Origin of the sequence: Leptolyngbya sp. FACHB-541 (assembly GCF_014695875.1) — a bacterium.
GTDB lineage: Bacteria > Cyanobacteriota > Cyanobacteriia > Elainellales > Elainellaceae > JAAUTN01.
Map to the genome: position 1 here is coordinate 1 of NZ_JACJPC010000149.1, position 26,746 is coordinate 26,746.

Consider the following 26,746-nt stretch of genomic DNA (forward strand, 5'->3'; position numbering starts at 1 on the left):
CAGGTGAAAGAACAACTCGGCGCACTAACACCAGAAGTGGTTGCCTCAATTGTGGGGCGGCAGTCTATTTTAGATGCTCTATCTGTAGCCGGACTTTAGAGAATTGGTATTAGCTATCTTTACCAGCATTTCCGTTGCGCGATTGCTGTTGACCTTGTGCAATGACTTCATTTATCTTGTTATTGATGAACGTCGGTGCAATCCGCGTCGCGATATAGAGTGCCTTAACTTGCCCAACCCGAATATCTTGTGTGTCTTTGGCAATCCCCTGCACAATTGCCTCGGCAGCAGCATGCGGCGATATTTTGTTGACTTGAATATCTGCATTAAGCTTGGTATCCACGGTTGGCGGAAACACTTCAAACACTTTTAACCTTGTATCGCGCAACTGATAGCGTATCGTTTGTGTGAAGGCGTGTACGCCTGCTTTGGTCGTTGCATAAATCGGCGCAATGGCGGCGGGACTATAAACCAATCCAGAACTGATATTGACAATCGCGGCGGATAATTGCTGTCGCAGGTGGGGCAGGAAGCGAAGTGTTAAGTCGATTGGCGCGTATAGGTTCGTCCTCAGCTCTTGCTCGATAGCCGTGAAATCGAATGATTCAGTCGCGACATCGATCACGTTTAAGATACCTGCATTGTTGATCACGATATTGAGGCTCGGAAAGTGATCGAGAGTCCACTGCACCAGTTCGTCGCGGTCGCATTGAATGCTCACATCACATCGCTTCGTTTCCAAGTTGGGCATGGTCTGCCGTGCAGCGGCAAGCTTAGCTTCGTCCCGTCCACAGATAATGACTCGATTGTTGTGGCGCACGAACCGCCGCGCAAGTGCCAAACCAATCCCTGAGCCACCTCCAGTAATAAGGATGGTATTACCCTGAGTGTACATCGCCTCCTCCTTGTGCATTTCATGCAGTATGGTGGTAAGGCTAGTGTACGCTGGGATGTTGACAGTGTCAACATCTATGTGGAGCATGGATGAATAACTCCTTTGATAACGATCAACCAAAAGCGTATCATCACGGTGATTTACGCAATGCGTTGATTCGGGCAGGTTTAGAGATGTTAGCAGAAGGGGGTGCCGCCGCCCTTGACCTACGCAAAGTGGCCCGGAAAGCTGGGGTCAGTCATGCTGCCCCGTATCGCCACTTTGCCGACAAACAAACGTTGATTGCAGCGATTATTGAGATCGGCTTCCAGCGCCTAACGGAACACATGAGATCGACTTTGCACAACATGCCCACGAACGTTGAAGCGCAACTCCAAGGGTTAGCACAAGGATACGTTTCCTTCGCCCAGTCCAATCCGTGGCTCATGCGAGAAATGTTCAGTGGACTAACAATTGAACGTGAAGCATTTCCAGCAGTGCATCAGACTGCGAAAGGGGTGTACCAACTGTTTGTTGATGTGGTACGGGCGGGACAAGCACAAGCACGCATTCGTGAAGGCGACCCAGGCGAACTCGCCAGCGTTATTTGGTCCATGCTGCACGGGATGGCGACCTTGATTATTGAAAACCAAACACGCCCGTACACCGATACGCCCATTGGAGTCGAGCGTATGATTCATATGTGTACCCAAATGCTTTACGAGGGTCTAGGCGGCAGGTAAACGGTAGTTGTGAATGAGCAAAAGATCTGGGCTCTTCCCAGCTTTTGATACTGACTTGTAAATTGCTTCGATTTTCATGGATGCTGGTGAGCGATGCGATCATGAGGGCTGCTGGCGAATTGTTTCTTCATACCCGAAACCCTAATTTCGCCGTTTCCTGAGCTACAAAACTCAAACATCGAGCTTCTGATTGCAATGAATTTGTAAGACTTTCGGATGTTAAGCCGTGTTTTGTCAGCAAAATCAAAACTTGGGAAGAGCCAAAATAATTTGTTATTCAACAGCAACCAAACCCGCGATCGCAGGCAATTCATACCGCTACTCAACAACGCCGATAATCTCACTACTATTAGACGACAGCTACTTTGCCGTTTGGAAGGGTTATGTGCCCACTCCCTCATGGAGCAAAACTTGTAGATTAGAATCAAGAGTCATTTGCCACAGGTGAACTGGGGCATTAAGCATAAATATCTTCTATGTAATTACTTTCAGTAGAAACTTCAATGTCTAAACTAAGCCGAAATGCAGCAGTGGCAATCTTAGTGGTTATTGGTGTGATTACAGCTTCTCCGGTCATCACTGCACTAAATTCAAATGGAATTACATCTTTATACAATGTTGCTTTTGAAGATGATGCCGTCCTGCTGCTAGTCAGGCATCGCCAAGTAATGCTAGGGGTGCTCGGTGCTGCCTTAGTTTATGGAGCATTCTTCTATCATCTACGAATGATGGTTATTATTGCTGCTGTAGTCAGCAAACTTGCTTTTATTGGATTATGTATAACTACACCAGATTTAACGCCGGGAATTCAACGGATCATCTACTTTGACACAGTGTCGATAGTTCTCTTGCTTATCGCTGCTGTTATATTTCGGCGCTCCCCTTCAGTGTGAGACGAACTTTAACCAATTTGTGCTGCTTAATACTCAAGGCATTGCTGAAGCTGTAATGAGCTAAGCGAACAGAGGAACAGTTCGATACTTCAGGTAATGAAGGAGCAAACGCAGCGAGCACTTCAACATCTCAATGGATTTGGATAACACAAGGTCTTCCGGTGCAGTCGCGCCAAGTAATGTCGCAGACGAGTGTTCTCTCCCTCAACCCGAGTCATGTAGGTCTTGCTGATAATCTGGTCGCCTTCCTCAATGAACATTGGATACACCTTCCATCCGTCGGTGACATAGAAGAAGTAGTGCCAGCACTTGACGATGAGCCATAAAAACTTGAAGGTTTCTGCACTGCGATCTCCAATCACCCATGCCAGAATTCTCGCTTGCTTGTGATTAACAGCAGTCCAAATCCAGAGTTTGTTGGTCTTGTTGCCCACAAAGGTTTACAGTTCATCTAAGTCTGTTATTTCTGGGATTTCTTCAGATTCAGGAGCATCTGGAAGTTGATGTCCTGCTTCTCGAATCCAGTGCATGACCGTGGTGTGGTAAATCTCGGTGACTCGTTCGATCCCACGCAACCTCATCCCATTGGGGTACATTTTGATGCAGAGTTGTTTAACGTCATCGGAGTACGCCCAAGGACGGTAAGATTCGAGGAATTGACGACCGCACTGCTTGCATTTGTAGCACTGTCTGCCTCGTCGATGTCCGTTTTTAACGTTTGAGTGGAGTTACATTGAGAGCATTTCATGCCTGAATCGTACCAAATCTAGCATTACCCTTTCAGCAACGCCCTAAATCTATCATTCCAACTAAACAACTGGCACAAACATAGACACTGGTGCGGGCGAAAATACGTCAATGTATTTAGGGCACTTCAATTCATTAGTCTTATTGCAAATTATGTAATCTGAAACCCTTGATTCTTTGTGCTTGTTCTCAATAGGTTTTGAATCTTTCGAGATTCCCTTTATATATTCGATCGCAGGTTTTTCTAATGTTTCTGTTTGCTCAAGGATTGAAAACGCTAAGTGCCGTCGTGTGTTTAGCGGCGCTTTGTCCGCCTGCTTTGGCCGTTCAAATTAGTCAAGCTACTAATCCAGCGGTAATGCCGACCGGGAGCAGTGCGAGCGATTGTGCAACTGAGCTTGCTCAGTTGGAGCAGTTTGCCTTAAATGAGCTGGTTGAGCAGGCGCGGCAGCATGTCAATGATGGGCAGACTGAGGCAGCAGCGATCGCCCTAATTCAGGTGTTTGAAGCGATCGGGCAGGTGGAGGATGTTTCAGCCAAAGTTACGTTGCTTGATCAGATTATCAACAGTTATGAAGGCAGCTCCGAACGTAGCCTGTTAGAGCAACTGGTCAATCAGGCTAATCCACCGCAGCGCCAGCAGGTTGCCGCCGTTTTGCCGCAGGCAGTGCAGGTGACGCAGAGCTTAGACAGCGGCTACAGTGCCGCAAAAACTCGAACGCTCACCTCGATCGCTCGCTCCTACGGCATCTTGGAGCAGCCGCAGCAAACTCAAACTGTTTTGGCTGAGGCATTGGAAGCAAGTCAATCGATTCGCGGTGCAGAATTTCAAACCAAAGCGCTGACCAGCATCGCTCAAGTTTATGTGGCGATTGGTCAACCCCAAGCCGCTGCTCCTATCCTGGCGCAGTCGCTCCAGTTTGCCCAAACTGCCACCTATCCTAATGCCTACCGCAAAGCATGGTCGCTAGAGCCAATCGCTCAACTCTACGCTCAGATTGGCGAACTCGATCGCGCCCTACAAGTCGCGCAGCAAATTGAGAATGCCCCTTACTACCAGTCCGCTGCAATGAGCGCTGTGATCAATCAATACTTACAAGCTGGCGAACTCGATCGCGCTGTGTCGCTTGCCTCAGACGTACCTGCGGACGACCAGAGAGCGCTCATTCTCGGGGCGATCGCCGCTGGCTATGCTGAAGCGGGACAGTCTGATCGCGCCGCCGAATTTTTGGGTCAAGCCCTAGAAACTAGCGCTCGGACTCGCACCACAGTTCCCGACCGGGAGCAGGCAGCCGTTCCGATCCTTGTGCAATATGCTGCCGCAGGACAACTTGACACTGCCCTACGTGTCCTTGGAGATTTTGACGACCCAACGGTGAAAGCAACCGGGTACGGCGCGATCGCCTTGCTTTATGCTGAAGCTGGGCAGACCGACCGTGCTCAAGCCACCTTAACTCAGGCATCTCAAAACATTGCCGCGATCGCCGACTTTAGTAGCCGCAACCTTGTTAGCCGGCAGTTGATTGATCAAGCCGTGCAGAGCGGACATTACGATCTGGCGTTGCAGGTGGTGCAAACGGTCAATCTTGCAGAAGAAACAGAAGAAACATCTATATCGTATAATCGCGCCCAAGATCTAACCCAGCTTGCCAATCAAGCGATCGCCGCTAACCAATATGATGATGCCGTAAAAATTACGCAGGCGATTCCACCGAACTATGTCGGGTGGCGCGATCGCCTGTTTCTGCAAATTGCTCGCGGTTTTGCAGAGGCTGGAGACTTTGATCGCGCTCAAGCCATTGCCCAGCAAAATGTTGATCCTGGCTTTCAGGCTCAACATTTTGCGGTTGTTGCTGCCCAAATTCAGCTTGTTGCTCAACAAATTGATTCGGCAACTGAACTGTTTAATCAATCCGTTCAGTTGGCTAACACAATTGATTCTGCCGCTGTAAAAGCCGAAGTACTCAGAGCGATCGCAACGGAACACTTTAGAGCCAATCAGCCCGAAGCAGCGACACAACTCTTGAATCAAGCGGTTGAGCTGGTGAAAACGATCGAAGATGAGGAAAGTCGTCTTTCTGCGCTGCAGTCAATTTCTGCCCAATTTTCCGCTGCAAATCAACACCAGGCTGCAATTGGAGTGACAGACGCTATCCTTGACGCACCAGTGCGTCGTTCTGCCGCAATTGCCGATGCGATCGCTGCAGCAATCGAGGGCGGAGACCTATCCACTGCACTCGCCACGCTGGACCGTTTGGACAACCCAACCACAACAACCACCCTGCTGCTTAAAATTGCCGATCGCTATACCCAGTTGGGTCACCAATCGCAAGCGGCAAGTTCCCTGGCTCAAGCCTTCGAAATCGCGCAAACCATTCCTGGTGAGGAATCGCAGATTGTTGACCTTCGAGGCGGTGACAATCCGTTATTGGTCGAAGATGAGCAAGATCGGGGCAGCTTTTTGGAGGCGATCGCGCTGAAATATGCTCAGATTGGTCAGGAACAGCAGTCTCTGCAAGTCGCTCAAACCTTGCAAGATCCGGTTAGCCGTAATGCCCTAATTCTGCAATTGCGTTGTTATGGTACTACGCCAGTACAGGGACAGAATGAGTAGTAATCTGTTTGACCCATACTGTCTATGTCTGATAAAACGGCGCTACGTCAAACCGCTGCCGAAGCAGGCGTAGTGCGAAGAATCAAAGCCACGTTGGATAAGCGGTAGTACAGAGTTTGACGCAAACGAGGGTTTAGAGGATGTCCGACTCCCGTTGGTCTGACTTCGGCACTGCGGTTGCACCATGCTCGGTAATGAGGTAATCGGTATCTGCCGTATCGAGCATGATCCTTACCGAGCTAGCCTCAGCACCATGAACTGACTCTAATTCACCATCAGAACTATTGCCCCGCTCAAGGGCAGCGAGCGTCTCTGGGTCGTCCTGCTGTGCCAACAGAGTCAGCAGGTTAATGACGGTCTGGTTAACGGATTTGGATATTGGTTCTGACATGATTCAACCTCCGTGCAGTAATTGACCCAAGATTCTACTGCATCGCTGCATCATTGCCCATACTTTTCAACCCACAGGCGATCGCCAGGAGGTGAAGGTTCTAATGACGCTCGCATCAGTCCAAAACCTGATTATGAGGTGTTGCCTAGAATGACCATTTTTGTCATGGCGATCGCCCGTGAAACGACAGCACCGCAAACAAAGCCACCCCGTACACAAGGCGTTGTGGGTCAATTCGCTTGGACTTGTCTGCATCGCTCGTCCGTTCGTATCTGCAATCGACAGAACCGGTTGAGTGGTGATGCGTGTCAGAACATCGAAGCTCTCCTCAAGATTGACACGCATCACCCACCGTAGTGAGCATCACATCATCCAGAGCACACTACAGGAGATTAAACTGCATCACTCCTGTCGTCTGCTGGCTGGCACGCTCGACTGGAGACGAGGTAACTGGTGCAACAAACCAGCTTCTCAAAATCGCGGCTTGCTCCCCATTAAGGGTGGTTAAGTCGATCGCAAGCGGAAATAGGTGATGATTATCTCCGCTTGCCCAAACTACATCACAAACAACCCGCCCAGAGGAGGCGAGGCCATCGCTGCCAAACGGCACCAAGCTAGCGGGGAGAGGCGCAAGATGCGGCATGATATCGGACTGCTCAACGAACACCTGTCGCTGGCGCTGAAGTTGCTTAACGCGCTGCGCTCGTGCCTGCTTGTAGTCAAGGATAGGAGCAGGATAACCCTTGGTGGTTGGGGGTGAGCCAAGCTGATTCGGGCGCAGATGCCGCAGTTCGGGCACCCAGCGCTTGATGAACTGTCCTTGTGGGTCAAAGCGATCCACCGCAGCTTGACCGGGATTGTAGATGCGCGTCCAACTCTTGTCGACCGCTGAGGTAATTCCAGCCTGCATCGCCCACTGGTAATGATCGATTGGACAATCACCGTCGATGAGATGTCGCATAAAGTGCAATGCCCCGTAGCGCCAGTCCATGCCCAGCAGGTTGCTCAAGAAGCTGGCATAGCAGGCACGAGTGCGAAAGTTGAACGCTTGCCAGCCTCCAGTCGCTAATAGGCAGCGAGCGGCAGCATCGACGATTGGAAAACCCGTTTGCCCCTGCTGCCACGCTTGGTACAAATTTTCATCGAAGGCGAAGCCCTCTTCGTCGAAGTGATGGTAGAGCGACCTGACCTCCATCTGCGGCAGGTAGCGAAAGCGCTGAGCAAAACCACTGTTCCAACGCAGCCGTGAAACAAACTGCTGGCGGCTGCGCTGGACTCGCTCATCCGGTGATGCTTGCAGTTGTTGGGCGGCTTGATAGCATTCGCGCAAGGAGATGACGCCAAACTTAAGGTGCGGGCTGAGTCCGCTGGTGGCATGGGCGCTGGGGTAGGATAGCTGCCAGTAGTAACGCTGTGTCTTCTGCTCCAGGAAGCGAGCGAGCAGCTTGGATGCAGCCTGTGTACCCGCGGGGGGGATGGGCTTGCCGTCATCGACCAGTCCCAAGTCGGTCAGTGTAGGGAGTGGTTCACTGGGCACATCGGGCGGCACATTCACACAAGTCGGTGTGGAGACGAGCGCCTCGCTCATCTGCTCGGACCACAACTGCCGATATTGACCAGTGGTCACGAGTTCTGCGGTTGTACCCACTGGCTCAAACCAACGAATCTTCAGGTTTTGTTCAGCAAGAGCATGATTGAGGCGAGCATCGCGCACCCGACCGTACAGGCGCTCGAAGTCGATGTGAGCATAGATGCCGTCTGCTTGCGTGTCGTGAATCAGTTGCGGCAGCACCTTAACTGGATCGCCAAAGCGCAGGATCAACCGCCCGCCGCGATCGCGCAAATCTTGGTCAAGCGATTGCAAGCACTTCAGCATGAAGGCGACACGTGCGGGTGCAGTTTCGGGGTGGTGCAGCAGGGCACGATCGAACACGAAGACAGGAATCACCCTTCCTCGGCGGGCGGCTCGCGCTAAGGGAGCATGGTCAGACAGGCGCAGGTCGCGGCGAAACCAGACGATCGTGCAGTTGCTCACAGTCTTTGTCACTAGTACACTTGCTTCAGCCTAGCAAGTGACGGACTCGAGTAGGAGCGCTGGTTGTATCTGAAGTACCCTCACCCAAGGCAGCCTAGATCTGGCTACTTCGTTTCGTTAGCGCCGTAACAACTGGCACGGCGATCGAGGGGGCGCTGCGATCCGATTGGATCTGTGCCAGTCAGCGCAGGATGAGGATGACTACCCAATCAAGTCTGCTCCTGAGTCTGCCGTGGACTCGTCACAATCATTGGTGCGTCAGTGGCAACTACGACAAAGACCAGTCTGCTATCGACGGTAGCAAGGGTTTCACAGCTACAGACGATATCATCAACTTAATCAAAGAAATTAAAGAATAAGCACGATAATTCTTGGCAAGTTGGAATGGCAGGATTATGCGGTAGATTTCAAGCCAACAATCTCTTGCCAATCTTCAATTCGTTGGCGCAGCTGTTCACGATAGCGATGAGCAGTCAGCTGATGTTGCTTTGGGTGGAAGTGGTCTCGAATCGGCTTTGGCGAAGGAACCATCTGCACTAGCTAAGGCGATCGCGGGTCTAAATTTTCGCTTGCCCAAAGTGCGGCTTGAGTGCGATCGCTTACGTTCAACTCGCTAAGAATCCGACTAATGTAATTTCTGACCGTTCCCTCAGTGATATGTAAGGTTTTAGCAATTTCACGATTCGTCTTTCCCTGCCCCAACAGTTTCAAGACATCCAACTCTCGATCACTCAGCGTTAGATTAACTGGGGTGGCACTAACAGGCGGTTGCAGTTGGGCAAGGACTTTGGCTGCGATCGTTGGTCCGAGCTGACTGTGTCCTCTGTGAATCGTGCGGATGGCATCTGCCACCTGCCCAGAGGGGGTGTTTTTAAGCAAATATCCAGTCGCCCCTGCCTGCAATAATTTCCACACATAGTCATCTTCGTCAAACGTGGTTAGCACAAGAATGCGAATCCAGGGATAGCTGCGGAGAATTTCATGGGTTGCCGTGACTCCATCGCAATTGGGCATCCGAATATCCATCAGAATCACATCCGGCTGAAGCTTTCCGGTCAGATCGATCGCCACTCTCCCATCCATTGCCTGCCCGACAACTTCGATGTCTGCCTCTAGCGACAACAACGCAACTAACCCTTCTCGAAAAAAGGATTGATCATCAACGACGAGCACTCGAATCATAAGGAATAACAATTTTGATTTGCGTTCCCTGTTCGGAACTTGTACTAATTTTAAGGGTTCCACCCAAGAGTTCTACCCGTTCCTGCATTCCTGGTAAACCACAGCCGGTTAATGGCTGTTCCGGATCAAATCCCTGACCGTCATCTTGCAGCGTCACAACAATCGTGTTTAAGTCAACCATTCCCCGCAACTTCACTTGAGCTGCCTTGGCGTGCTTTTGAATGTTAATCAAGCCTTCTTTCAAAATGCAGTAAAGCTGGTAACTCGATTGCAGGGAGAGGGCAGGCAAACTTAAATTAATCTGAGTCGCAATTCCCTGCTGGCGTATCTGCTCAACTTGCTCACGTAGCGCCTCATCTAGATTGAAGCCTGACTGCCAGCGCATCGTTTGTACCAGTTGCCGCACATCTTCGAGGCATTGGCTTGCTAATAAGGCGGCATTGTCTACCGAGTGAAAGGACTTGGCTAAATCACGATCGCGCAATTTCTGAGCAACTTCCAGTTGTACTCCCAATGAGGTGAGAGTATGCCCTAAGGAATCATGAATTTCACGCGCAATCCGCAGACGTTCTAGTTTGGCACCCAACACTTCAACCTCCTGGGATAATGCTTCTGCCTGCTGGCGGCTTTCGCGTTCTGCCACGATGACAAAGCCAAGGAGAACAACAAAAATGCTGGCGCTGGCGTAGTAAAGCAACGCATGTAGCAGTGTGATGGACAAACTAGACTGCAAAGTGACACTATCAAACTCTGGGAGTTTTCGTTGAATTAGTGACGGATATAGCCAGGCAAAACTAGCCAACCAGACCACTCCACCCATAATATTGGTCAAAATAACTTCGCGGCGGCTCAATAAGAAACACGCCTTGATCAGTAGTAGATAAAGTACAAAACTAAGTTCGACTCCAGAGGCGATCGCAACGCCCGTTAACCCCACTTCCAGCGCAACATAAGCGCGGCGCGGCCCAAGCGGGCGATCGAGCGGCAAGATAAAGCTGAGACAGAAAAAGAGCGTGCTAAACGCGATACATTTGACGATTAGCTCAGGTGTGGAGGCTTCATCAAGCACATAAATCAAGATTGTCATCAGTAGCAGGAGCCATTCGCCAAAGCGCAGTGTCCGACGGAGTGATGGAGAGGAGCCAGCGTCTAGATTCATTGAATAGATTAACCATCCTGTTCTATCTAGTTTGCGCGATCGCCTGCCAATCTGGGTATGACACCTATCAAGGTTAGACATGACAAGTGTCATCCGTTTCAATGATAGCTATAGGTATCAGAAACGCTACGGATGGATTTAGATGGTCTGTAGATGAATCATCCTAACCAGCCATGCAGCCAGACTACTCAAATTCTCAAACTGCCATTCACTCTTTAGCAAGGCTGAGCGATTGTGTTTATGCCCTGGCGATGGCAATCACCTTCATGGAGTTTAGACTGCCAGAAACCGTTCAATTACTGTCAAGTTTGGAAGTCAACCAATTTCTGATTGGACAGCTTAAGTCTCTTGGCATCTACGTCATCACTTTTATTCTGGTTGCTTTTTACTGGATCAACCACACTCAACAGTTTAATTACTTCAAGCGGACTAATGAAACTCACTCATTGATCTATACCTTGTACTTGATGAGTTTATTGGTGATTCCGTTCTCAAATGATTTGGTCTTTAGGCTATCCAGCAATCCGTTCGCCAAGATCTGGTTTAGTGCCAATATTTGCCTGATTGGTTTTCTCTCATTCACAAGCTGGATCTATGCAACTCACCAACGTCGTTTAGTGGATAGAGACTTAGATCATCGAATCATTCGATCAATTCAAGTGAAAGCATTGATCGAACCTATCTGTGCCTTGGTGTCAATTCCAGTTGCACTGGTTAGCCCAGATTTGTCAGATTTGGTCTGGTTGTTAATTCCAGTTGTCTTTCTAGTTGTGAATAAGGCTCTCAAGAAAACTTTTGAACCTGGTGCAATACCAGTTTCCACTCAATGAGTTGAGTAATTGCCTCAAGCTTGTTGCTTAATTTGAAATGTCAAATTTCATCGTCTCCGCTATCCGATACCACTTGCGTGATCACCATGAATTTACAGTTACTATCCAAACCATCTAATCATTGGATGCTTGCCTTGATCGTTGTTGCATCTACTGCTACAGCAGGAATTGCTTACTATGGCATTTCGCAATTTGTTGTAGAGAAGCCAGCAGAGAACACTCAGATTACCCCAACGATTCAATCTATTGTGGCGCTGGGTCGGTTGGAGCCTGAAACTGAGGTGACAAAAGTGTCAGTTCCAGCCACGCTGAGTAACGATCGCGTGGCTCAACTGCTTGTCAAACGGGGCGATCGAGTCCAAGCTAATCAAGTAATTGCGATTCTAGACAGCTACGATCGGTTACAAGGCGCTCTCCTAGAAGCCGAACAACAAGTTGCCGTTGCCCAAGCAGAGCTTGCTCAGGTTAGAGCTGGGGCAAAATCGGGTGAAATTGAAGCACAACAAGCAGAGATTGGGCGTTTGCAAGCGGAATTAGCAGGTGAAACTCGGCGACAGCAAGCGACCTTAGCAAGTTTAGAGGCTGAGGTTAATAATGCCCGCTCTGAATACAACCGCTATCAATCGCTCTATCAGGAAGGAGCCATCTCTGCATCTCAATTTGACCAGAGGCGATTAGCTTTCCAAAAAGCGCAAGCGCAGTTCAATGAGGGCAAAGCAAATCAAAGCCGAACGACTGATACATTGCAAGCGCAGATTGAGTCAGCTAGAGCTAACCTGAATCGCATTGCCGAAGTGCGCCCAATCGATGTGCAGACTGCACAGGCAAAAGTGGAGCAAGCGATCGCCGTAGCTCAACGAGCAAAAGCGGATTTGAGACAAGCAGAGGTGCGATCGCCCCAAGCAGGACAAATTCTGGAAATCTATGCCAAGGCGGGGGAAGTGGTTAATGAAAAAGGCATTGCCGATCTGGGGCAAACCCGCCAAATGCGAGTAGTTGCCGAAGTTTATCAAAGTGACATCAAAGAAATTCGCATCGGGCAACAGGCAGTGATTACAGGTGAACCTTTCTCTGGAGAATTGCGTGGCACAGTCGAGGAAATTGGGCTGCAAGTGAGTCAGCAGGAGATCTTCAACAATCAGCCGGGAGAGAACCTGGATCAGCGGGTGGTGAAAGTCAGAATTCGTTTGAATGCAGCCGGCAGCGATCAAGTCTCAGGGCTAACGAATTTGCAAGTGCAGGTTGCCATTCAACCCTAAAGCGCTCATATTCTCGTTGGCAACTCATCGGTTGATTCACACCTTACCCTAACTGGGCAAAGAAGATGATGCAGACATTGTACACAACCAATCTAGAGGGACTTTCAACCTGTGAAATGGAAGTTCTCAAGTTACTCATTGAAGGACAAAGTAATACTGAAATTGCTGAGGTGTTGTATGTCAGTCCTAATACTGTCAAAACGCATGTCAGAGGTATTTTCAACAAATTTGGAGTCGATAATCGCGTTCAAGCAGTTGTTTTTGCTCTCCGTCATGGTTTGGTCTAAAGCGTAGAAAAGAGTCACCTATGTTGCGTAACCTATTTCGTAAAACACCTCTGGCATGGTTTCAGCTAAAACGGGAAAAAACCCGTCTTGCGGTGGCTTTAGCGGGAATTGCCTTCGCCGATATTTTGATGTTTTTTCAATTGGGATTGCTCGATGCCCTGTTTGAGTCTGTCGTGAAACCCTACACCTCGCTGCAAGGAGATCTGTTTCTGATTAATCCGTTGTTTGAGAGCCTAAATGTAGTCAGAAGCTTTCCCAGACAGCAACTATATCAGGCAGCAGGAGCTAAAGAAGTTGAATCGATTAACTATCTCTATATTGGTCAGGGCGAGTGGCGCAATGCTCAAACTCGAAAGAATCAGCCCACCATGGTGTTTGCGATTAATCCTCATAACTCAGCGATCACCCTGCCAGATGTACAAGCACACCAGAATGAATTGAAGTTGCTGAACCGAATGCTCTACGATCGCGCTGGTGCGGAACAGTTTTTTGGCAATGTAGTTGAAGAACTTCAGCAGTCCGGCTCGGTGCCAATTCAATTTAATAACTTTCAAGTCGAGGTCGTTGGAACGTTTGTCATGGGAGCATCATTCGCTGCCAATGGGAATGTCATTACGAGTCATTCAACTTTCCTTCGGCTCTTTCCAGCCCGCCAGCCCGATGAAATTGATATTGGAGCCATCCAGTTGAAACCGGGCACCGATGTTGAGCAATTTAAGGCTGCAATGCAATCGGAGCTTAAAGGTGTTCTAATTCTGACGCATGAAGAGTTTATTGCACACGAAAAGAAATATTGGGAAACCACTAGTCCGATCGGGATTTTGTTTGGATTTGGCGCAATCATTGGTTTTATCGTTGGCACCATTATCGTCTATCAAATTCTCTACTCTGATGTATCAGACCATTTGCCAGAATATGCCACGTTGAAAGCAATGGGCTATAGCGACGGTTACTTGATTGGCGTACTCATCCAGGAAGCGCTGATTATGGCAGTTCTAGGATTTATTCCAGGATTTATCATTTCGGTCGGGCTGTATTCGGTCGCGGCCGCTGCCACTTTTCTACCGATTGGTATGACACTCAGCCGCGCGATGCTTGTGTTGACCTTGACGATTGTTATGTGTGCAGCATCAGGAGGAATTGCAATGCGTAAACTGCAGTCTGCTGATCCGGCTGATATTTTCTAGTTCTTACCTGGTGTAATTAGATGCCATCCTTACTTGCTTATCTTGTTGCAATCGCGGCACTAGACAGCCTCAACCCTACTACTACAGCGGTCCAAATGTATCTGCTCAGTACTCCTAACCCAGCTCCTCGCTCAGTTTCATTTATTGCGGGAGTATTTATCACTTATTGGACAGCTGGATTGGTAGTGGCGTTTGGAGCAAGTCGGTTGACCATCAATTTACCAGGTTTGCCACCTTCACTAATGTACACGTTGCAACTGATCATTGGCATCGTTCTACTCCTGGTGGGCTGGAACCTTAGAAATGCTGCTGATTCCCAAAAAGCTAAACGCCCTGCTCAATTAACGATCGCTCAAACCTTCCTATTTGGTAGCGCTGCAACGCTTTGGGATTTCCCAACTGCACTGCCTTACTTAGCGGCGATCGAGCGCATTGTGCGATCGCAGTTTGATCTCTTAACCACAATGAGTATTCTGGCAATCTACAACGCGATCTTTGTCTTCCCGCTCATTGCTCTCTTAGGACTCTATATCGGACTGGGCGAACATAGTCTTAATTTGATCCAGGCGATTAATCGATCAGTGCAGAAATGGGGACACAAAATATTGCGATTCCTACTCATTGGCTTAGGTATCCTCCTGATTGTAGACTGCATTGCTTTTGCTTTAGGTCGTCCATTTTTTTGATCGCTTACACACATATAAGAACAAAAGCAATGATTCAAACTTGGCAGTTCGATCAATCTTACTCGACAGTAGCAGAACCAGTTATTTCTGCCCGGCAGCTTAATCACTACTTTGGCAGCGGCGAACTCCGCAAACAAGCCTTGTTTAACATCAATTTAGATATTTATGCAGGTGAAATCATTATCATGACGGGTCCCTCTGGCTCTGGCAAAACAACGCTGCTAACACTGATGGGTGGATTGCGCTCGGCTCAAGAAGGCAGCCTCAAGATTCTCGGTCAAGAATTGCACGATGCCAGCAAACAACAGTTGACTCAACTTCGTCGCAACATTGGCTATATTTTTCAGGCACATAATCTATTGACCTTTCTAACGGCTAAACAAAATGTGCGGATGTCACTGGAACTGCATGAGAAAATGTTCGATCGCGACGTTGATGGAATGAGCGTTGCCATGCTAGAAGCAGTAGGGCTACAACAACGGGTAGACTATTATGCTGATAGCCTGTCGGGCGGGCAAAAACAGCGAGTGGCGATCGCCCGTGCCTTGGTGAGTCAACCCAAGATCGTCCTAGCCGACGAACCGACAGCAGCACTTGATAAAAAATCAGGTCGCGATGCTGTAGAAATTATGCAAAAACTTGCTAAAGAGCAGAGCTGCACCATCTTATTAGTCACGCACGACAACCGAATTTTAGACATCGCCGATCGCATTGTCTACATGGAAGATGGTCGCTTGGCGGCTAACCCAGAGGTTGTGTTGCAAAAATGAGAAGGTAGGAAGGCTCAATTTTCGGTTGTGTCGCAAAAACCAGTCAATGGTAAAGTAAGCAGACTCAAACTTTCCTCCTTGCCCTCCGATGTCGAAACTGTCAGAACTGAGTACTCAAATTGAGGGTAGAAGCCCCTGCCTGATAAACTAGCTTCTGCCCTCAACTTCCGTTCAGTCCGCCTTCGATGAACTGTCCTCACTGCAGCTCGACTCACACCACTCGATTGCAACGCACCACTGATTTAGGTTACGCAATGTTTCGCTGCAAGGCGTGCGATCGCACCTGCAATGAACGCACCGGTACCCCTTTCAATTTCATCGAGGTGCCCACCGATATCGTGTTCCAAGTGCTGCTCTGTCGGTTCCGTTACAAGCTGAGCTTTAGAGACATTGCCGAATTCTTCCTACTGCGCGGGTTGGAGTTCACGCATGAAACAGTACGAGATTGGGAAGAACGCTTTACTCCGATTTTTACCCAACAGCTGAGAGCCAAACGCAAGGGGAAGGTGGGCAAGATTTGGTTTGTGGACGAGACATACATCCGTGTGAAAGGCAAATGGTGCTATCTGTAGCGAACGATCGATGAGGATGGCAATTTAGTCGATGTGAGGTTGAGCGAGAAACGAGACATGGCAGCAGCAAAAGCTTTCTTTGCTGGGGCACATGAGGTGGCGGAACAATCGCCACAACAAGTGGTGACAGATGGGCTGAGTTCGTATCCCAGAGCGATTGATGAGGAATTGGGAACGGATGTTGAGCATGAAGTGAGAGGTTGCTTGGGAAATCCGATCGAACAGAGCCATCGAGGGATTAAGCAACGTTACTATCCAATGCTCGGGTTGGGAGCGATTGAGAGTGCGAAACGATTTTGTCAAGCATTTGATGAAGTAAAGCAATTTTTGAGACCCAGAGCAAAAATGACAGAATTAGTGTCTTTTTCAAAGCAACGAGAACGTTTTATTGAACGAGTGAGTGAGTTAGAAGAGTTATTTCAAGCGATTTAATCGAAGGCAATGAAGAGGAAGCTTACAATACAAAAAAGTGATAAAAAAAGCGGTGATTTGAGTACTCAGTTCTGACAGTTTCCTGCAAGGAGATGAGACAGTCGCAGAAGAGACCGAGTTACGGCAGAGCAAGTATTTGAATAACGTCATTGAGCAAGACCATAGAAATATCAAGCGAATTGTAAAACCAATGATGGGGTTCAAGACGTTTAATAGCGCTAGAAAAACGTTGAGCGGAATCGAGGCAATGAAGATGATCTGTAAAGGGCAAGTGAAAGGAATCAAACAAGGAGATAGTGTCTCTCAAGCCCGGTTTCTTGAAGCAATCTTTGGAGTTGTTGCTTAAGGGAATGTAGACGATACCGATCGTTTGCCCTTAACAAGTTCTTGCGACACAACCCTACCCGCAGGGGTTTTGGTAGGGATTTCATTTGATTCACAATTTTCTCCTCTGCCCGCAAGGCTTGAAGACTGCTTCAGCCATATCTTTAAAGTCACAACTAGCAACACGGTAGTTTTGGTGACTGGGATAAACTTCGGTCGAAAGAAAGAATTTACAGCCATTTTCGACTGGGTAAGCCATAGCGTAGGGGCAGTTCGCGAACTGCCCCCACAGAGACGTGGGGTTTATCCAAGTAGAAATTGCTGTAATTGCCTTCCCGCCCCAAAATTTTCCTGGCAAAAATAGTGTTGTAGCAACACTCTGATGATGGGTAAGAGTGACTAAAACCTTCTAATCTTCTGCAAAGACAACACGCTCGTCCAGTTTCACCCGTAAAGTCTATAGTGTGGAGATGAGCTCTCCCTCATAGAAACATACTTATGCTTGACCTGCTCAAAGAGCTTTTTAGTTCAGGAAGCTTCATTCCTCACGGGCATTGTTTTTTGTGGCGACCTGGGTTAGTTTGGCTTCACATCGTATCCGACACAACGATCACCCTCGCTTACTATTCCATTTCCTTAACGCTGGCTAGTTTCATTCAACGGCGAAAGGATTTACCCTTCAACTGGGTCTTTGTTTTATTTGCAGCATTCATTACTGCCTGCGGCACTTCTCATTTGATGTCGGTTTGGACGCTTTGGCATCCAACCTACTGGCTCTCGGGTGGGGTCAAAGCAATCACAGCCGTTGTGTCTCTAGGTACCGCGATCGCACTTTTTTCATTGGTGCCCAAAGCATTAGCGATTCCCAGTTCGCTAGATCTTGAAGTGGCAAACTGGGCGCTGCAACAAGAAATTATAGAGCGTCAAAAAGTTGAAAGAGAACTCACCTATACCAAAGATTTGCGAGAGGCAGTTTTTAACGAATCTGCAGACGCTTTATTCTTAGTTGATCCGCAGACGCTACACACCGTAGATTGCAATCGACGGGCAGTAGAACTTTTTCAAGCAACTGACAAAGCCGAGCTAATTGGTATCGAGGGGCATACTTTGCAGCGATACCAATTTTCTACTGATGAGTTAGAGGCGATCGTCTCCCAAATTCAGTCAGCAGGGTTTTGGAGCCAGGAACTTGAGTATGTAACCTGCAAAGGAAACTTTTTTTGGGGCAATATTGCAGCCAAACCGATTGCCGTTGCTGAACGCACCTTTAATTTAGTGCGAGTCACAGACATTACTGAACGTAAGCACATCGAAGCTGAGCGTGAGCAAGCCGAACAAGCCCTAAAAATTAGCGAAGCCCGTTATCGTGGCATTGTAGAAGACCAGACAGAATTGATTGCTCGTTTTCTAGCAAACGGTGACATTGTGTTTGTGAATGAATCCTACTGTCGCTACTTTGGAGTCCAGTCAGAGAAAGTGATTGGCAGAAGCTATGAACCAGTGATTTTTGAAGAGGATCGAGAAGCCGTTGTCCAACTCATTGCTTCAATCAGCCCAGAAAATCCTGTGGTGATGATTGAAAATCGGGTAGTTATCGATGGTGAAATTCGCTGGACGCAATGGAACAATCGAATGCTGTTTGACGAGCAGGGAAAATTTGTTGAGTTTCAATCCGTTGGGCGAGACGTGACTAACCTCAAACACACCGAAGAGCGCCTTCAAGCGTCTCTAAAAGAGAAAGAGGTGCTACTAAAAGAAATTCACCATCGAGTTAAGAATAATTTGCAAATTGTCTATAGCTTGCTACGGTTGCAGCGCCGAAAACTAAAGGATCAGCTAGCCGCCAATGCTTTACTTGAAAGCCAAAGTCGGATTGAGTCGATTGCCCTGATCCATGAAAAGCTTTATCAGTCTGAAGACCTGTCCCACATCAACTTAGCAGAGTACATTCCCAGTCTAGTTACAAACCTTTTTAGTACTTATAACCTCAGCCACACGCAGATTGCAGTGCGGACCGAAATTGAATCCATTTTCCTAGATATTGATAAAGCAATTCGCTGCGGATTAATTATCAATGAGCTGTTGAGCAACTCTCTTAAATATGCGTTTCCTGACAGGAACCAGAACAATCTATCGATACACTTACAGCTTTTTACAATTTCTACAGGAGCAGAAAAATCAACCATTCAGTTGAATATGAAAGACAATGGGGTAGGGATTCCAGATCATATCGATTTTTCTCGACCTGAAACGTTAGGTTTACAGCTTGTTCAAGGTTTTGTAGGTCAGTTGAAGGGAACCCTGGAAATGCAGCGGCAGGGTGGTACGGAGTTCCGGGTTCTATTTCCAGGATAGGTGCAATGATGAATGATGCAAATGTACCCTCGGCTTCGGCGCGGGTACTCATTGTTGAGGATGAATGGGTTGTGGCGATCGATGTGAGAGATTGCCTCGAAGGATTGGGCTACACAGTAGTGGCGATCGCCGCTTCGGGTGAGGAAGCCATTATCAAAGCCAGAGAGCTGCGTCCAGATGTTGTACTGATGGACATCCGTCTAGAGGGAGAGATGGATGGAACTCAGGCAGCCCAAGTAATCTGGCAAGAACTCCAAATTCCCATCATCTACGCCACCGGGTATTCAGATCGCGCCACCGTTGATCGCGCCACCGAGACCGAACCGTTTGGTTATATTATCAAGCCGATTAAAGAACGTGATCTGTATATTGCCATTAAAACTGCACTGCAACGGTATGGACGGGAAGCCCAACTCAGGGAACAGCAAGAATGGGCAGCCACAATTCTAAAAGCGATCGGAGACGGAGTCATTGTCACCGATGCTGAAGGACGAGTGAAGTTCCTTAACCTCGTCGCAGAATCACTGACGGGATGGCAGTTTCAGGAAGCGATCGATCGCCCCTTAACAGAGGTGCTTCCCCTGATACATCACCAGACGCAGGTTCCCCTAAGCGATCCGCTGATGGAGGTGTTGCAGACGGGGACGGTTACCTACCTGGTGAACCCGATTTTGTTGGTCACCAAAGACGGCAGACAAGTGCCAATCGCAGACAGTGCTGCCCCAATCAGAGATAGTGCAGGAAACATCACAGGGGCCGTTATGGTTTTCCGGGAGGTGATGGAGCAAAAGCCCTCCGAAGAAAGATCCTTCTCGCTACTGCGAGCACAATTGTTAGAACAGCAAATAGAGGAACTTCAGCGCTTATCTCAATATAAAGATGACTTTTTGAGCACGGTTTCCCATGAGTTGCGATCGCCCTTAGCCAATATCAAAATGTCGATTCATCTATTGGAGATGAACTTAGATCGACGCAATCTTTTAACCTCAGAAGCAGAAGTAGATGCCCAATCACAACGAGTTGGACAATACCTGAACATCCTACGGGAGCAGTGTGATCAGGAACTCGATTTGGTCAACGACCTGCTGGAACTACAGCGTTTAGAAGCAGATAGGGCTCCCATTGATTTAGTCCCAATTGAGGTGGTGGAATGGCTTTCTAACATTGCAGCCGTGTATCAAGAGCGCGCCCAAGAGCGGCAGCAAAGGCTACAAGTCTTTCTACCTTCTACACTGCCACCGCTCGTTTCAGATATCGCAATTTTGACGCACATTGTGCGAGAGCTACTGACTAATGCTTGCAAATATACACCACCCGGAGAAGCGATCGGGATCAACGCCCAGCAGGTCGGCGAGCAACTGCAATTGATAGTGAGCAATTCTGGCGTCGAAATTCCAGCAGAAGAACTGCCTCGCATTTTTGACAAGTTCTACCGGGTATCGGGAAGCGATCGCTGGAACCAAGGCGGTACGGGTTTAGGACTGGCACTGATCAAAAAACAAGTAACGTATTTGGGCGGCTCAATTCGAGCAGAGAGTAGCGCTAATGAAGTGCGCTTTGTGATTGAGCTACCTTCTAATGCTAATTAGTATCAGTCCCACCTAGAAACAGCAGCAGTCCGACCGACTTTTGCATAAAAGGCTGAAAATTTAGGAATTCAAGGAAGCAAAATATGGCGTTCCGACAACTCACGAGCCATCATTGAGTAAGCCCAATTTTGTCACTTTCTGGAATGCATCTTCCGTCCTCATCCCTTGCTTCATTGCAACCTGCATAAGCGCGATAACCGATGATCGGATGCCGGTATCGCAGTGGACAAGCATCGGTTTGGGCAGGTCAGAAATTTGTTGAATGAGCCGCAACGCTGTCTCAGGAGTTAAATGACTCGACTGAATTGGATAATTAACGTAGCGTAATCCTAATTGCTCTATTTGAGTCTGTTCGTCATTCCAAAACCCTGCCTCATCAGGCGATCGCAGATTGACGACCGAGCGATAACCTTCTTCAACTAACTGGGGTAGCTTATCGGGTGCAGGTTGTCCGGCGATCGCCAAATCATTTGTAATCTTCCTGACCATGTTCATCCGCTTTTCTCCCAGACATCAATGATGGATTCAAAGCAACCCCACCATCCCAGCAGAGATTTCACTTTGGCTTCTCACCAATTAATTGTTTTTAATAAGGCTGAATACCTTGATGCTAGAAGAAGAATTTGGGGAACTTGTGAAGATACATTGTGCTAGACGTTGAAATCAAGACAAAAGGGAGAAAAGCTTTGCTTTTCTCCCTTTTACTATCGCAACCTGGATGGCTACGACTATAGTTTGAGCGTCAAATTGCTTCGATCGGTCCATCTGTGCTGTACATGATCTGACGAGCCGAGATTTGGCGCGATCGCCGTTCAATTCGGTGTTCCTGCCAGCGTAAGCCAATCACAGCCATCATCGTTAACATATACCCAGGCTCTTCTAGCTGAGTAAAAATGAAACCATTGATTAGCACAGTAAGCAAAATAAACTTACAGAAATCATCGATGCAAATTCGCTGCCAAATGATTGAAACGATGTAGAGATAGGCAGCCAGTCCTAGAAAACCTGTATCTCCCCAAATACCTGCCCAACCCCACAGTGGCGAGAAGAAGCTGGAATCCAGATAATATCCGCGCCAAGTTGCCCAGACGGCTTGGCTAGCTGGATGAATAGTGCCACCTAGTGGCATTAACAGATATCCATAGTCTATCAACATCCAGCCGCCCAACCGCCCGATAGTGTGCCCTGGTCCAAGTCCAAAAAACCAGTTCAGGAATGAGGTGTAATAGGATGGAATGATCCGAAATGGTCCTGACTTGAGTACCGTTGCATCTCCGTCTGGACCGTAAATTTCGGGTCTAATCCAGGTTTTGAAGGCTCTAAACTCGTATAGGTTTTGGATACACCAGTATAGGATATAGCCAATTACAGCAGCAGCGATCACATACTGGAGCGTAACTCTGATGTCTTTTACACTCAACAAAATCAGGATAACCCAGGCCAGTAGAAAGACCATCAATACTTGCTTTGCATCGGCAGATACCAGCAGAAAAAAGGCAACCAAAACAATCGCAGACCGAAGCCAAATTGGAACAGACTTGGCGCTGATAAAGTAATACAGACCGAAGGACATGTAAACGAAAGCAGAGACAACATGTCCGCCTCCTGAAACATAGAAGACTCCTTGAATGTTGTCTTCTCGGGTTAAGTCAGCTTGAAGCTCAAGAATTCTGAGATCCAGCAGAATCTTTTGCCCCATTGCTAATATCAAATGAGTCAGAGCAAACCCCAACATCCAGCGTCGAAAGCGCTGAAAGCTCTCTGCCGAAAATGGGACAGAAATAATTGCTAGCAGCAGGATATACCCTTCAACCAGCAATAGGTAGCCGACAAATACATTAATTAGCCCAGCCTCGTTTAGCAGAGCGCTGGCAGTCATAATAGCCAGAAAAATGAGCAGTCCGACTAAAAGCGCTACCGTAGCTGCAACCTGCCTCCGATCTTTTGCTCGGGCTGTGATAATCACGTAAATGCAGGCCGGTGGAACAACTGCAAAGTGAAGGAAGTTAACTGGTGCAGGCGCACCCACTGCTTCAAGAATTCGAGGAAAAAAGGCAGTCGCAAAGGCAATCAGCAGTAAAACGGAATTTTGCACATACCCTTTTCTTTTCTGGTAAATCCCTGCTTCTACAGTCATCTATCTTCCTCTGCACACAGATTGTTGCAAGCGATGACGCGATCGCCCCTATTCAGCAATTCATAATTCTCAACCTTGCTCCGGACTTTCAAGGTTTAGGCAGCGATCGCCTGAGCTTTAGAGTAAATTTCCAGCAGTGTCTCGTAATTTTTTTGAGCAGTATACTTTGCCTCAAATTCGGCGCGTGCCTCCTGCCGCATTTGAGCAAGCTGGGCTGAATTTGCCAAAACCCATTCGATCTGAGCCGCTAGATCGGCAGCATCACCAGGACGGAAGTGTAAACCTGTGCGTCCTGAATCGACTAGTTCGGCGATCGCTCCAATCTTTGCCGCGATCACTGGAGTTCCCTTCGCAAATGCCTCAACTGCAACTCGCCCAAACGTCTCATACCACTTCGAGGGAAACACCAACACGGTTGCTTCTCCCATCAGGGCGTGAACCTCTGCCATTGGTTTGCGTCCCAGCCATTCCACCTGGGGCAAGCGCTTTGTTGCTTCCACGACCTGATCAACCAGCGGACCATCTCCCACAATTTTGAGCGGCAGCTTTGTCCCAAGTCGTTCCCAGGCTTCCAAAAGCGTATCTAGCCCCTTCTCAACCGAGAGCCGTCCAACAAACAGCGCATAGTTTCCCTGACCCGACCCAACGCCCGGATCGGGATTGACAAAATTGGGCTTCACCACAATCTTCTCAGCCGGAAGACCACCCTCAATGAATTTCTGGCGGGCAAACTCTGTCAGCGCAATGTACAGATCTACCGCTTGCGTCCAGGTTTTCATCGCCCGGTGAGTCGTTAGCATGGTAGCAACACCACCACTCGCAACCACACTGCCTCGGTAGCAGCCATGCATCACGCCTGCATAGGGAATGGGTTTTCCTAAACAGTCTTCACACACTTTCCCTTCTCGGAAAAACAGAGCGTTGGGGCAAAGTAGGCGATAGTTGTGCAAAGTTTGGATCACCGGAACCCCCTCGGCTCTGGCAGCGTAGTAAACCGATGGAGAGATCAGAGGGAAAAAGTTCTGTACGTGAACCACATCACAGTCCGTTTCTGCCAGTTTTTTTCTCACGGCTTGATAGGTTTCTCCTGACCAGATGGTGGCTGCCATCATGCGGAGTTTGCCAATTGCTGCAACGCGATCGTTGTTCTCCTCATAGACCTCTACGGGATGCCCCATCTGTTGCAGCAAACTCACTTCGGCTTCGTAACACTCATCTTCGCCACCGCGAATCTGATAGCGATTGTGAACAGTCATGATTCGCATGAGCGCCGTCTCTCTTGGTATGAATGTCATCAACTACGCGCCTTTGGATACCGTCTCCGCGTAAATTTGAGCCATGTGTTCGCCTCTGGCTCGCCAACTTAGAGTTTCGCGGACTAGCTGTTGCCCCACCTGCGCCATCCGGTTGCGAAGTTCTGCATCCTGAGCAATCTGGGTCATTGCCACAGCCAAATCATTCACTGCCTGATCAGGATTGTGTGCTGGAATTCTTAGACCCGCATCTTTAGAAACCAATACGGCTGGCCCCGACAGATCCAGGCAAATCACCGGACGACCTGCGGCCATTGACTCTAGACAAACCCAGCCACCAGAGTCATGTAGGCTGGGATGTACCAGTGCATGACAGTCTTCTAGCTTGCCGAGGGTTTGTTCACGGGGAAGTCCGCCCCAAAATTTCATTCGCTGAGCAATGCCTAGCTCTTGGGCAAGAGTTTCCAGAGATTGTCGTTCAGGTCCGTCGCCAATTACCCAATATTCCGCGTCGGGTAGGTTTGCTTTGGCGAAGGCACGTAGCCCCAGGTGAAAGCCTTTCCAGTGCAGCAGCCTGCCCATGCTGATAAACCGAACAGGGGAGTCACTGGCTGGTTTGCATTGCGCTAGGCGGGCAATGTCAGCTTCGGGCAAACCGATCGCAGGCATGATTTGCACGTGATCAACACCCATCTTGTAAAGCTGCTGGGCGGTGTCTTCAGTGGTGGCTTGAATGATAGCGCTGCGTCTAGCTGTGAGCCGGACAAACGGATCAAGCTCACCCGCAACCCGAAATAGGTCGCGAGCAATTTCGTATAGCTTGGCGCGAGGGCTAAAGTCTTGCCAAAATGCTTTGGGTGCCACTTCTCCACCCGCAACGGGACCCCAGACAAAGGGAATGGGCAGCAAAGAGAGGAAACTGGGACTAGAATGTTTGGCAAAGGTAACATGGTGAACCAGGTCAAAGCCAATTTCCTGGTGCAACCGTCGCGCCTCGAAGTAGGCTTGGATTTGCCAGAGATAGTGGTGAAGCTGCATCGCGCCTGCTTGCCCCCAGCGCAAACTATCCTTCCAAAACGGCAGCGTGAAGTAGACAAAGTGGAGATTGGGCACTGGGTTGCGGGCTAGCTCTGCCTCGATCGCCTCTCGGCTTTCATCGGGACGGGTCAGTACCCAAACTTCATGATATCGGGCGGCTTCTCGTACCGTGTTCCAGCCGATTCCTGGTTCTGACCCTTTGCCGGGTTCACAGGAGTAGGCAGACATCAAAATTTTCATACGCGGGACGGCTCCTTTAGCAGCTTCTCGTAAATTTCAGCGATCTGTTCTGCTGTTTTTTCCCAGGTAAATGCTTTGACTCTTTGCAGTCCTTGGTTAACCAATTCCTGATAAAAAACTGGATCGCTGTGTAAGCGGCAAATGGCAGCGGCGATCGCCTCCCAATCTTGCGGGTCAACCAAAACCCCTGCATCTCCCACCACTTCGGGCATCGCTGAAACATTGGAGGTAATTGCAGGCGTGCCACAAGCCATTGCTTCTAACAGCGTCATACCAAATCCCTCATGCAGGGAAGGGGCAACCAGAATATTCGCCGCATTGTAAAGCTGAACCAGCGTGGATTTATCAGGATTTCCCAGATAAGTAATATGGGGTCCAAGTCCTTCCGCATGAATGAAAGCCTTCTGTTCGTCGTCAAAGTCCGCTCCTGCTTTCCAAAACAAGAAAGGGAACTCCTTTTGGCGCAAAATTGCCAAGGACCTGAGAATGGCTGAGATGTTTTTACGAGGATGATTTGAACCCACATTTAGCAGGCAAACCGTTTCTGGGGAAATGCCCTGCTGTTGCCGAAACAACTCACTTTCATGCTTGGATAAGGGTCGAAACCCAGATTCCACCGCATTGGGCACCACGGAAATTCGGGCTGGCTCAACGTTGAGAATTTGGGAGGTATCCTTGGCTGTGACCGCCGAAACTGTAACCACATGATCACAGTCCTGAAGCCCGCGTACCGAATACATCCACATCCCATTACTGACAAAGGGCACCTTGACTGAACCGCGCAGGTTGTCCTTATAGAAGAAGTTGATCAGGTCGTGACACGTCACCATCACGGGCTTGCCTGCCTTTTTTAGTCCATACACAATGTGGGCTTCGCTATGGTCAATGACGTGAAAGATGTCTGCCTTTTGCCGCCGCACGGTGCGAGGAAAGTTCCAAAACCGTTCGTAGAATTTTTTTGCTCTCAGGAGTAGGGAACGGCTGGTGCGATCGAGGGGCACAGGAGCTAGTTCAACCACTTCCCAATCGGGGCGAACGGCTCTTAGTCCTGCCGCCAGTCCGTCGGCGTAGACATCCATACTGAAGTTGGGCATGGTTCGCGCAATTACAATCCGCATCGCTCCCCTTTGATATCAATTCTTAGTTTTG

At 48.7% G+C, this 26,746-nt stretch carries 24 protein-coding genes and 3 pseudogenes; 15 read left to right on the plus strand and 12 right to left on the minus strand.

The window, feature by feature from the left end; all coding sequences use genetic code 11:
• Positions 1-109: 109 nt before the first annotated feature.
• Positions 110-895 carry an SDR family NAD(P)-dependent oxidoreductase gene (locus tag H6G00_RS33485; protein WP_190678407.1) on the minus strand — a complete coding sequence of 262 codons (786 nt, stop codon included), beginning with the start codon at positions 893-895 and terminating at the stop codon, positions 110-112.
• Positions 896-984: 89 nt separating this feature from the next.
• Here H6G00_RS33485 and H6G00_RS33490 point away from each other — a divergent pair, with 89 nt between their 5' ends.
• Positions 985-1,617, plus strand: coding sequence for a TetR/AcrR family transcriptional regulator (locus H6G00_RS33490; RefSeq protein WP_190800053.1), 633 nt, complete (start codon positions 985-987; stop codon positions 1,615-1,617).
• A 503-nt stretch (positions 1,618-2,120) separates the two neighbouring features.
• Positions 2,121-2,510 (plus strand): hypothetical protein, encoded by a 390-nt coding sequence (locus H6G00_RS33495; protein WP_190678403.1) that lies wholly within the window; start codon positions 2,121-2,123, stop codon positions 2,508-2,510.
• Between the two features lie 60 nt (positions 2,511-2,570).
• Here the strand turns inward: H6G00_RS33495 and H6G00_RS33500 are convergent.
• Positions 2,571-3,258: pseudogene (locus H6G00_RS33500) on the minus strand (IS1 family transposase).
• 246 nt (positions 3,259-3,504) lie between these two features.
• Here H6G00_RS33500 and H6G00_RS33505 point away from each other — a divergent pair.
• The gene (locus H6G00_RS33505; protein ID WP_190800054.1) at positions 3,505-5,871 is read left to right on the plus strand and encodes a hypothetical protein; all 2,367 of its coding nucleotides are present in this window, start codon (positions 3,505-3,507) and stop codon (positions 5,869-5,871) included.
• 133 nt (positions 5,872-6,004) lie between these two features.
• On the opposite strand, the gene H6G00_RS33510 is transcribed toward H6G00_RS33505, so the two are convergent.
• Positions 6,005-6,262, minus strand: a complete 258-nt coding sequence (locus tag H6G00_RS33510; RefSeq protein ID WP_190800055.1) for a hypothetical protein — start codon at positions 6,260-6,262, stop codon at positions 6,005-6,007.
• A gap of 21 nt (positions 6,263-6,283) precedes the next feature.
• Here H6G00_RS33510 and H6G00_RS33515 point away from each other — a divergent pair, with 21 nt between their 5' ends.
• Positions 6,284-6,619, plus strand: a complete 336-nt coding sequence (locus H6G00_RS33515; protein ID WP_190800056.1) for a hypothetical protein — start codon at positions 6,284-6,286, stop codon at positions 6,617-6,619.
• A 25-nt stretch (positions 6,620-6,644) separates the two neighbouring features.
• On the opposite strand, the gene H6G00_RS33520 is transcribed toward H6G00_RS33515, so the two are convergent.
• The gene (locus H6G00_RS33520; protein WP_347278262.1) at positions 6,645-8,309 is read right to left on the minus strand and encodes a deoxyribodipyrimidine photo-lyase; all 1,665 of its coding nucleotides are present in this window, start codon (positions 8,307-8,309) and stop codon (positions 6,645-6,647) included.
• A gap of 185 nt (positions 8,310-8,494) precedes the next feature.
• Here H6G00_RS33520 and H6G00_RS33525 point away from each other — a divergent pair, with 185 nt between their 5' ends.
• Positions 8,495-8,656, plus strand: coding sequence for a hypothetical protein (locus tag H6G00_RS33525; RefSeq protein WP_190800057.1), 162 nt, complete (start codon positions 8,495-8,497; stop codon positions 8,654-8,656).
• Positions 8,657-8,690: 34 nt separating this feature from the next.
• Here H6G00_RS33525 and H6G00_RS33530 read toward each other — a convergent pair whose 3' ends face one another.
• From H6G00_RS33530 to H6G00_RS33540, 3 genes are read right to left on the minus strand one after another with little or no spacing between them, the layout of a single operon-like run.
• Entirely contained in the window at positions 8,691-8,828 is a 138-nt protein-coding gene (locus H6G00_RS33530; protein WP_190800111.1) for a hypothetical protein, read from the minus strand.
• A 9-nt stretch (positions 8,829-8,837) separates the two neighbouring features.
• Positions 8,838-9,479: a response regulator transcription factor gene (locus tag H6G00_RS33535; protein WP_190684219.1), complete on the minus strand. Its 642-nt coding sequence runs from the start codon at positions 9,477-9,479 to the stop codon at positions 8,838-8,840.
• The gene (locus tag H6G00_RS33540) at positions 9,457-10,719 is read right to left on the minus strand and encodes a sensor histidine kinase (protein ID WP_199313840.1); all 1,263 of its coding nucleotides are present in this window, start codon (positions 10,717-10,719) and stop codon (positions 9,457-9,459) included. The genes H6G00_RS33535 and H6G00_RS33540 overlap by 23 nt, the downstream gene beginning before the upstream one ends.
• A 92-nt stretch (positions 10,720-10,811) precedes the next feature.
• Between H6G00_RS33540 and H6G00_RS33545 the strand changes: the two genes are divergently transcribed.
• The 10 genes and pseudogenes from H6G00_RS33545 to H6G00_RS33590 all read left to right on the plus strand — a co-directional run bounded on the left by H6G00_RS33545 (position 10,812) and on the right by H6G00_RS33590 (position 20,929).
• Positions 10,812-11,468, plus strand: a complete 657-nt coding sequence (locus H6G00_RS33545; RefSeq protein WP_190640999.1) for a TMEM175 family protein — start codon at positions 10,812-10,814, stop codon at positions 11,466-11,468.
• An 86-nt stretch (positions 11,469-11,554) separates the two neighbouring features.
• A complete protein-coding gene (locus tag H6G00_RS33550) occupies positions 11,555-12,727 on the plus strand; it encodes an ABC exporter membrane fusion protein (protein WP_190640998.1) in 1,173 nt (390 codons plus the stop codon).
• Between the two features lie 86 nt (positions 12,728-12,813).
• Positions 12,814-13,014: pseudogene (locus H6G00_RS33555) on the plus strand (response regulator transcription factor); the annotation flags it as partial.
• Positions 13,015-13,034: 20 nt separating this feature from the next.
• Positions 13,035-14,201, plus strand: a complete 1,167-nt coding sequence (gene devC, locus H6G00_RS33560) for an ABC transporter permease DevC (RefSeq protein ID WP_190640996.1) — start codon at positions 13,035-13,037, stop codon at positions 14,199-14,201.
• A gap of 20 nt (positions 14,202-14,221) precedes the next feature.
• On the plus strand, positions 14,222-14,887 hold the full coding sequence (locus H6G00_RS33565) for a GAP family protein (RefSeq protein WP_190640995.1): 666 nt from the start codon (positions 14,222-14,224) through the stop codon (positions 14,885-14,887).
• A gap of 29 nt (positions 14,888-14,916) precedes the next feature.
• Complete coding sequence (locus tag H6G00_RS33570) at positions 14,917-15,657, plus strand: DevA family ABC transporter ATP-binding protein (RefSeq protein ID WP_190800058.1); 741 nt, start codon at positions 14,917-14,919, stop codon at positions 15,655-15,657.
• Between the two features lie 185 nt (positions 15,658-15,842).
• Positions 15,843-16,661 (plus strand): annotated as a pseudogene (locus H6G00_RS36960) (IS6 family transposase).
• Positions 16,662-16,743: 82 nt separating this feature from the next.
• Positions 16,744-17,007 carry a DDE-type integrase/transposase/recombinase gene (locus tag H6G00_RS33580; protein ID WP_277882029.1) on the plus strand — a complete coding sequence of 88 codons (264 nt, stop codon included), beginning with the start codon at positions 16,744-16,746 and terminating at the stop codon, positions 17,005-17,007.
• Positions 17,008-17,483: 476 nt separating this feature from the next.
• Positions 17,484-19,340, plus strand: a complete 1,857-nt coding sequence (locus H6G00_RS33585) for a PAS domain S-box protein (RefSeq protein WP_190800060.1) — start codon at positions 17,484-17,486, stop codon at positions 19,338-19,340.
• A gap of 5 nt (positions 19,341-19,345) precedes the next feature.
• A complete protein-coding gene (locus H6G00_RS33590) occupies positions 19,346-20,929 on the plus strand; it encodes an ATP-binding protein (RefSeq protein ID WP_190800061.1) in 1,584 nt (527 codons plus the stop codon).
• A gap of 99 nt (positions 20,930-21,028) precedes the next feature.
• Here H6G00_RS33590 and H6G00_RS33595 read toward each other — a convergent pair whose 3' ends face one another.
• The 5 genes from H6G00_RS33595 to H6G00_RS33615 all read right to left on the minus strand — a co-directional run bounded on the left by H6G00_RS33595 (position 21,029) and on the right by H6G00_RS33615 (position 26,715).
• Positions 21,029-21,418 (minus strand): sulfur transferase domain-containing protein, encoded by a 390-nt coding sequence (locus H6G00_RS33595; protein ID WP_199318866.1) that lies wholly within the window; start codon positions 21,416-21,418, stop codon positions 21,029-21,031.
• Positions 21,419-21,671: 253 nt separating this feature from the next.
• The gene (locus H6G00_RS33600; RefSeq protein WP_190642860.1) at positions 21,672-23,066 is read right to left on the minus strand and encodes a hypothetical protein; all 1,395 of its coding nucleotides are present in this window, start codon (positions 23,064-23,066) and stop codon (positions 21,672-21,674) included.
• A 95-nt stretch (positions 23,067-23,161) separates the two neighbouring features.
• Positions 23,162-24,331: a glycosyltransferase family 4 protein gene (locus H6G00_RS33605; RefSeq protein WP_190800103.1), complete on the minus strand. Its 1,170-nt coding sequence runs from the start codon at positions 24,329-24,331 to the stop codon at positions 23,162-23,164.
• 33 nt (positions 24,332-24,364) lie between these two features.
• Entirely contained in the window at positions 24,365-25,597 is a 1,233-nt protein-coding gene (locus H6G00_RS33610; RefSeq protein ID WP_190642861.1) for a glycosyltransferase family 4 protein, read from the minus strand.
• Positions 25,594-26,715 (minus strand): glycosyltransferase family 1 protein, encoded by a 1,122-nt coding sequence (locus tag H6G00_RS33615; protein ID WP_190800063.1) that lies wholly within the window; start codon positions 26,713-26,715, stop codon positions 25,594-25,596. Before H6G00_RS33615 ends, H6G00_RS33610 begins: the two co-directional genes overlap by 4 nt.
• Positions 26,716-26,746 lie beyond the last annotated feature (31 nt).

Excerpts from the sequence above, each read along its gene's own strand:
- H6G00_RS33535 (WP_190684219.1), bottom strand. The coding sequence starts at position 9,479 with ATGATTCGAGTGCTCGTCGTTGATGATCAATCCTTTTTTCGAGAAGGG.
- H6G00_RS33495 (WP_190678403.1), top strand. The coding sequence starts at position 2,121 with ATGTCTAAACTAAGCCGAAATGCAGCAGTGGCAATCTTAGTGGTTATT.
- H6G00_RS33490 (WP_190800053.1), top strand. The coding sequence starts at position 985 with ATGAATAACTCCTTTGATAACGATCAACCAAAAGCGTATCATCACGGT.
- H6G00_RS33610 (WP_190642861.1), bottom strand. The coding sequence starts at position 25,597 with ATGAAAATTTTGATGTCTGCCTACTCCTGTGAACCCGGCAAAGGGTCA.
- H6G00_RS33540 (WP_199313840.1), bottom strand. The coding sequence starts at position 10,719 with ATGTCTAACCTTGATAGGTGTCATACCCAGATTGGCAGGCGATCGCGC.
- H6G00_RS33590 (WP_190800061.1), top strand. The coding sequence starts at position 19,346 with ATGATGAATGATGCAAATGTACCCTCGGCTTCGGCGCGGGTACTCATT.
- H6G00_RS33505 (WP_190800054.1), top strand. The coding sequence starts at position 3,505 with ATGTTTCTGTTTGCTCAAGGATTGAAAACGCTAAGTGCCGTCGTGTGT.
- H6G00_RS33550 (WP_190640998.1), top strand. The coding sequence starts at position 11,555 with ATGAATTTACAGTTACTATCCAAACCATCTAATCATTGGATGCTTGCC.
- H6G00_RS33595 (WP_199318866.1), bottom strand. The coding sequence starts at position 21,418 with ATGGTCAGGAAGATTACAAATGATTTGGCGATCGCCGGACAACCTGCA.
- H6G00_RS33605 (WP_190800103.1), bottom strand. The coding sequence starts at position 24,331 with ATGCGAATCATGACTGTTCACAATCGCTATCAGATTCGCGGTGGCGAA.
- H6G00_RS33615 (WP_190800063.1), bottom strand. The coding sequence starts at position 26,715 with ATGCGGATTGTAATTGCGCGAACCATGCCCAACTTCAGTATGGATGTC.
- H6G00_RS33545 (WP_190640999.1), top strand. The coding sequence starts at position 10,812 with ATGCAGCCAGACTACTCAAATTCTCAAACTGCCATTCACTCTTTAGCA.
- H6G00_RS33600 (WP_190642860.1), bottom strand. The coding sequence starts at position 23,066 with ATGACTGTAGAAGCAGGGATTTACCAGAAAAGAAAAGGGTATGTGCAA.
- devC (WP_190640996.1), top strand. The coding sequence starts at position 13,035 with ATGTTGCGTAACCTATTTCGTAAAACACCTCTGGCATGGTTTCAGCTA.
- H6G00_RS33510 (WP_190800055.1), bottom strand. The coding sequence starts at position 6,262 with ATGTCAGAACCAATATCCAAATCCGTTAACCAGACCGTCATTAACCTG.
- H6G00_RS33585 (WP_190800060.1), top strand. The coding sequence starts at position 17,484 with ATGCTTGACCTGCTCAAAGAGCTTTTTAGTTCAGGAAGCTTCATTCCT.
- H6G00_RS33530 (WP_190800111.1), bottom strand. The coding sequence starts at position 8,828 with ATGGTTCCTTCGCCAAAGCCGATTCGAGACCACTTCCACCCAAAGCAA.
- H6G00_RS33570 (WP_190800058.1), top strand. The coding sequence starts at position 14,917 with ATGATTCAAACTTGGCAGTTCGATCAATCTTACTCGACAGTAGCAGAA.
- H6G00_RS33525 (WP_190800057.1), top strand. The coding sequence starts at position 8,495 with ATGACTACCCAATCAAGTCTGCTCCTGAGTCTGCCGTGGACTCGTCAC.
- H6G00_RS33565 (WP_190640995.1), top strand. The coding sequence starts at position 14,222 with ATGCCATCCTTACTTGCTTATCTTGTTGCAATCGCGGCACTAGACAGC.
- H6G00_RS33485 (WP_190678407.1), bottom strand. The coding sequence starts at position 895 with ATGTACACTCAGGGTAATACCATCCTTATTACTGGAGGTGGCTCAGGG.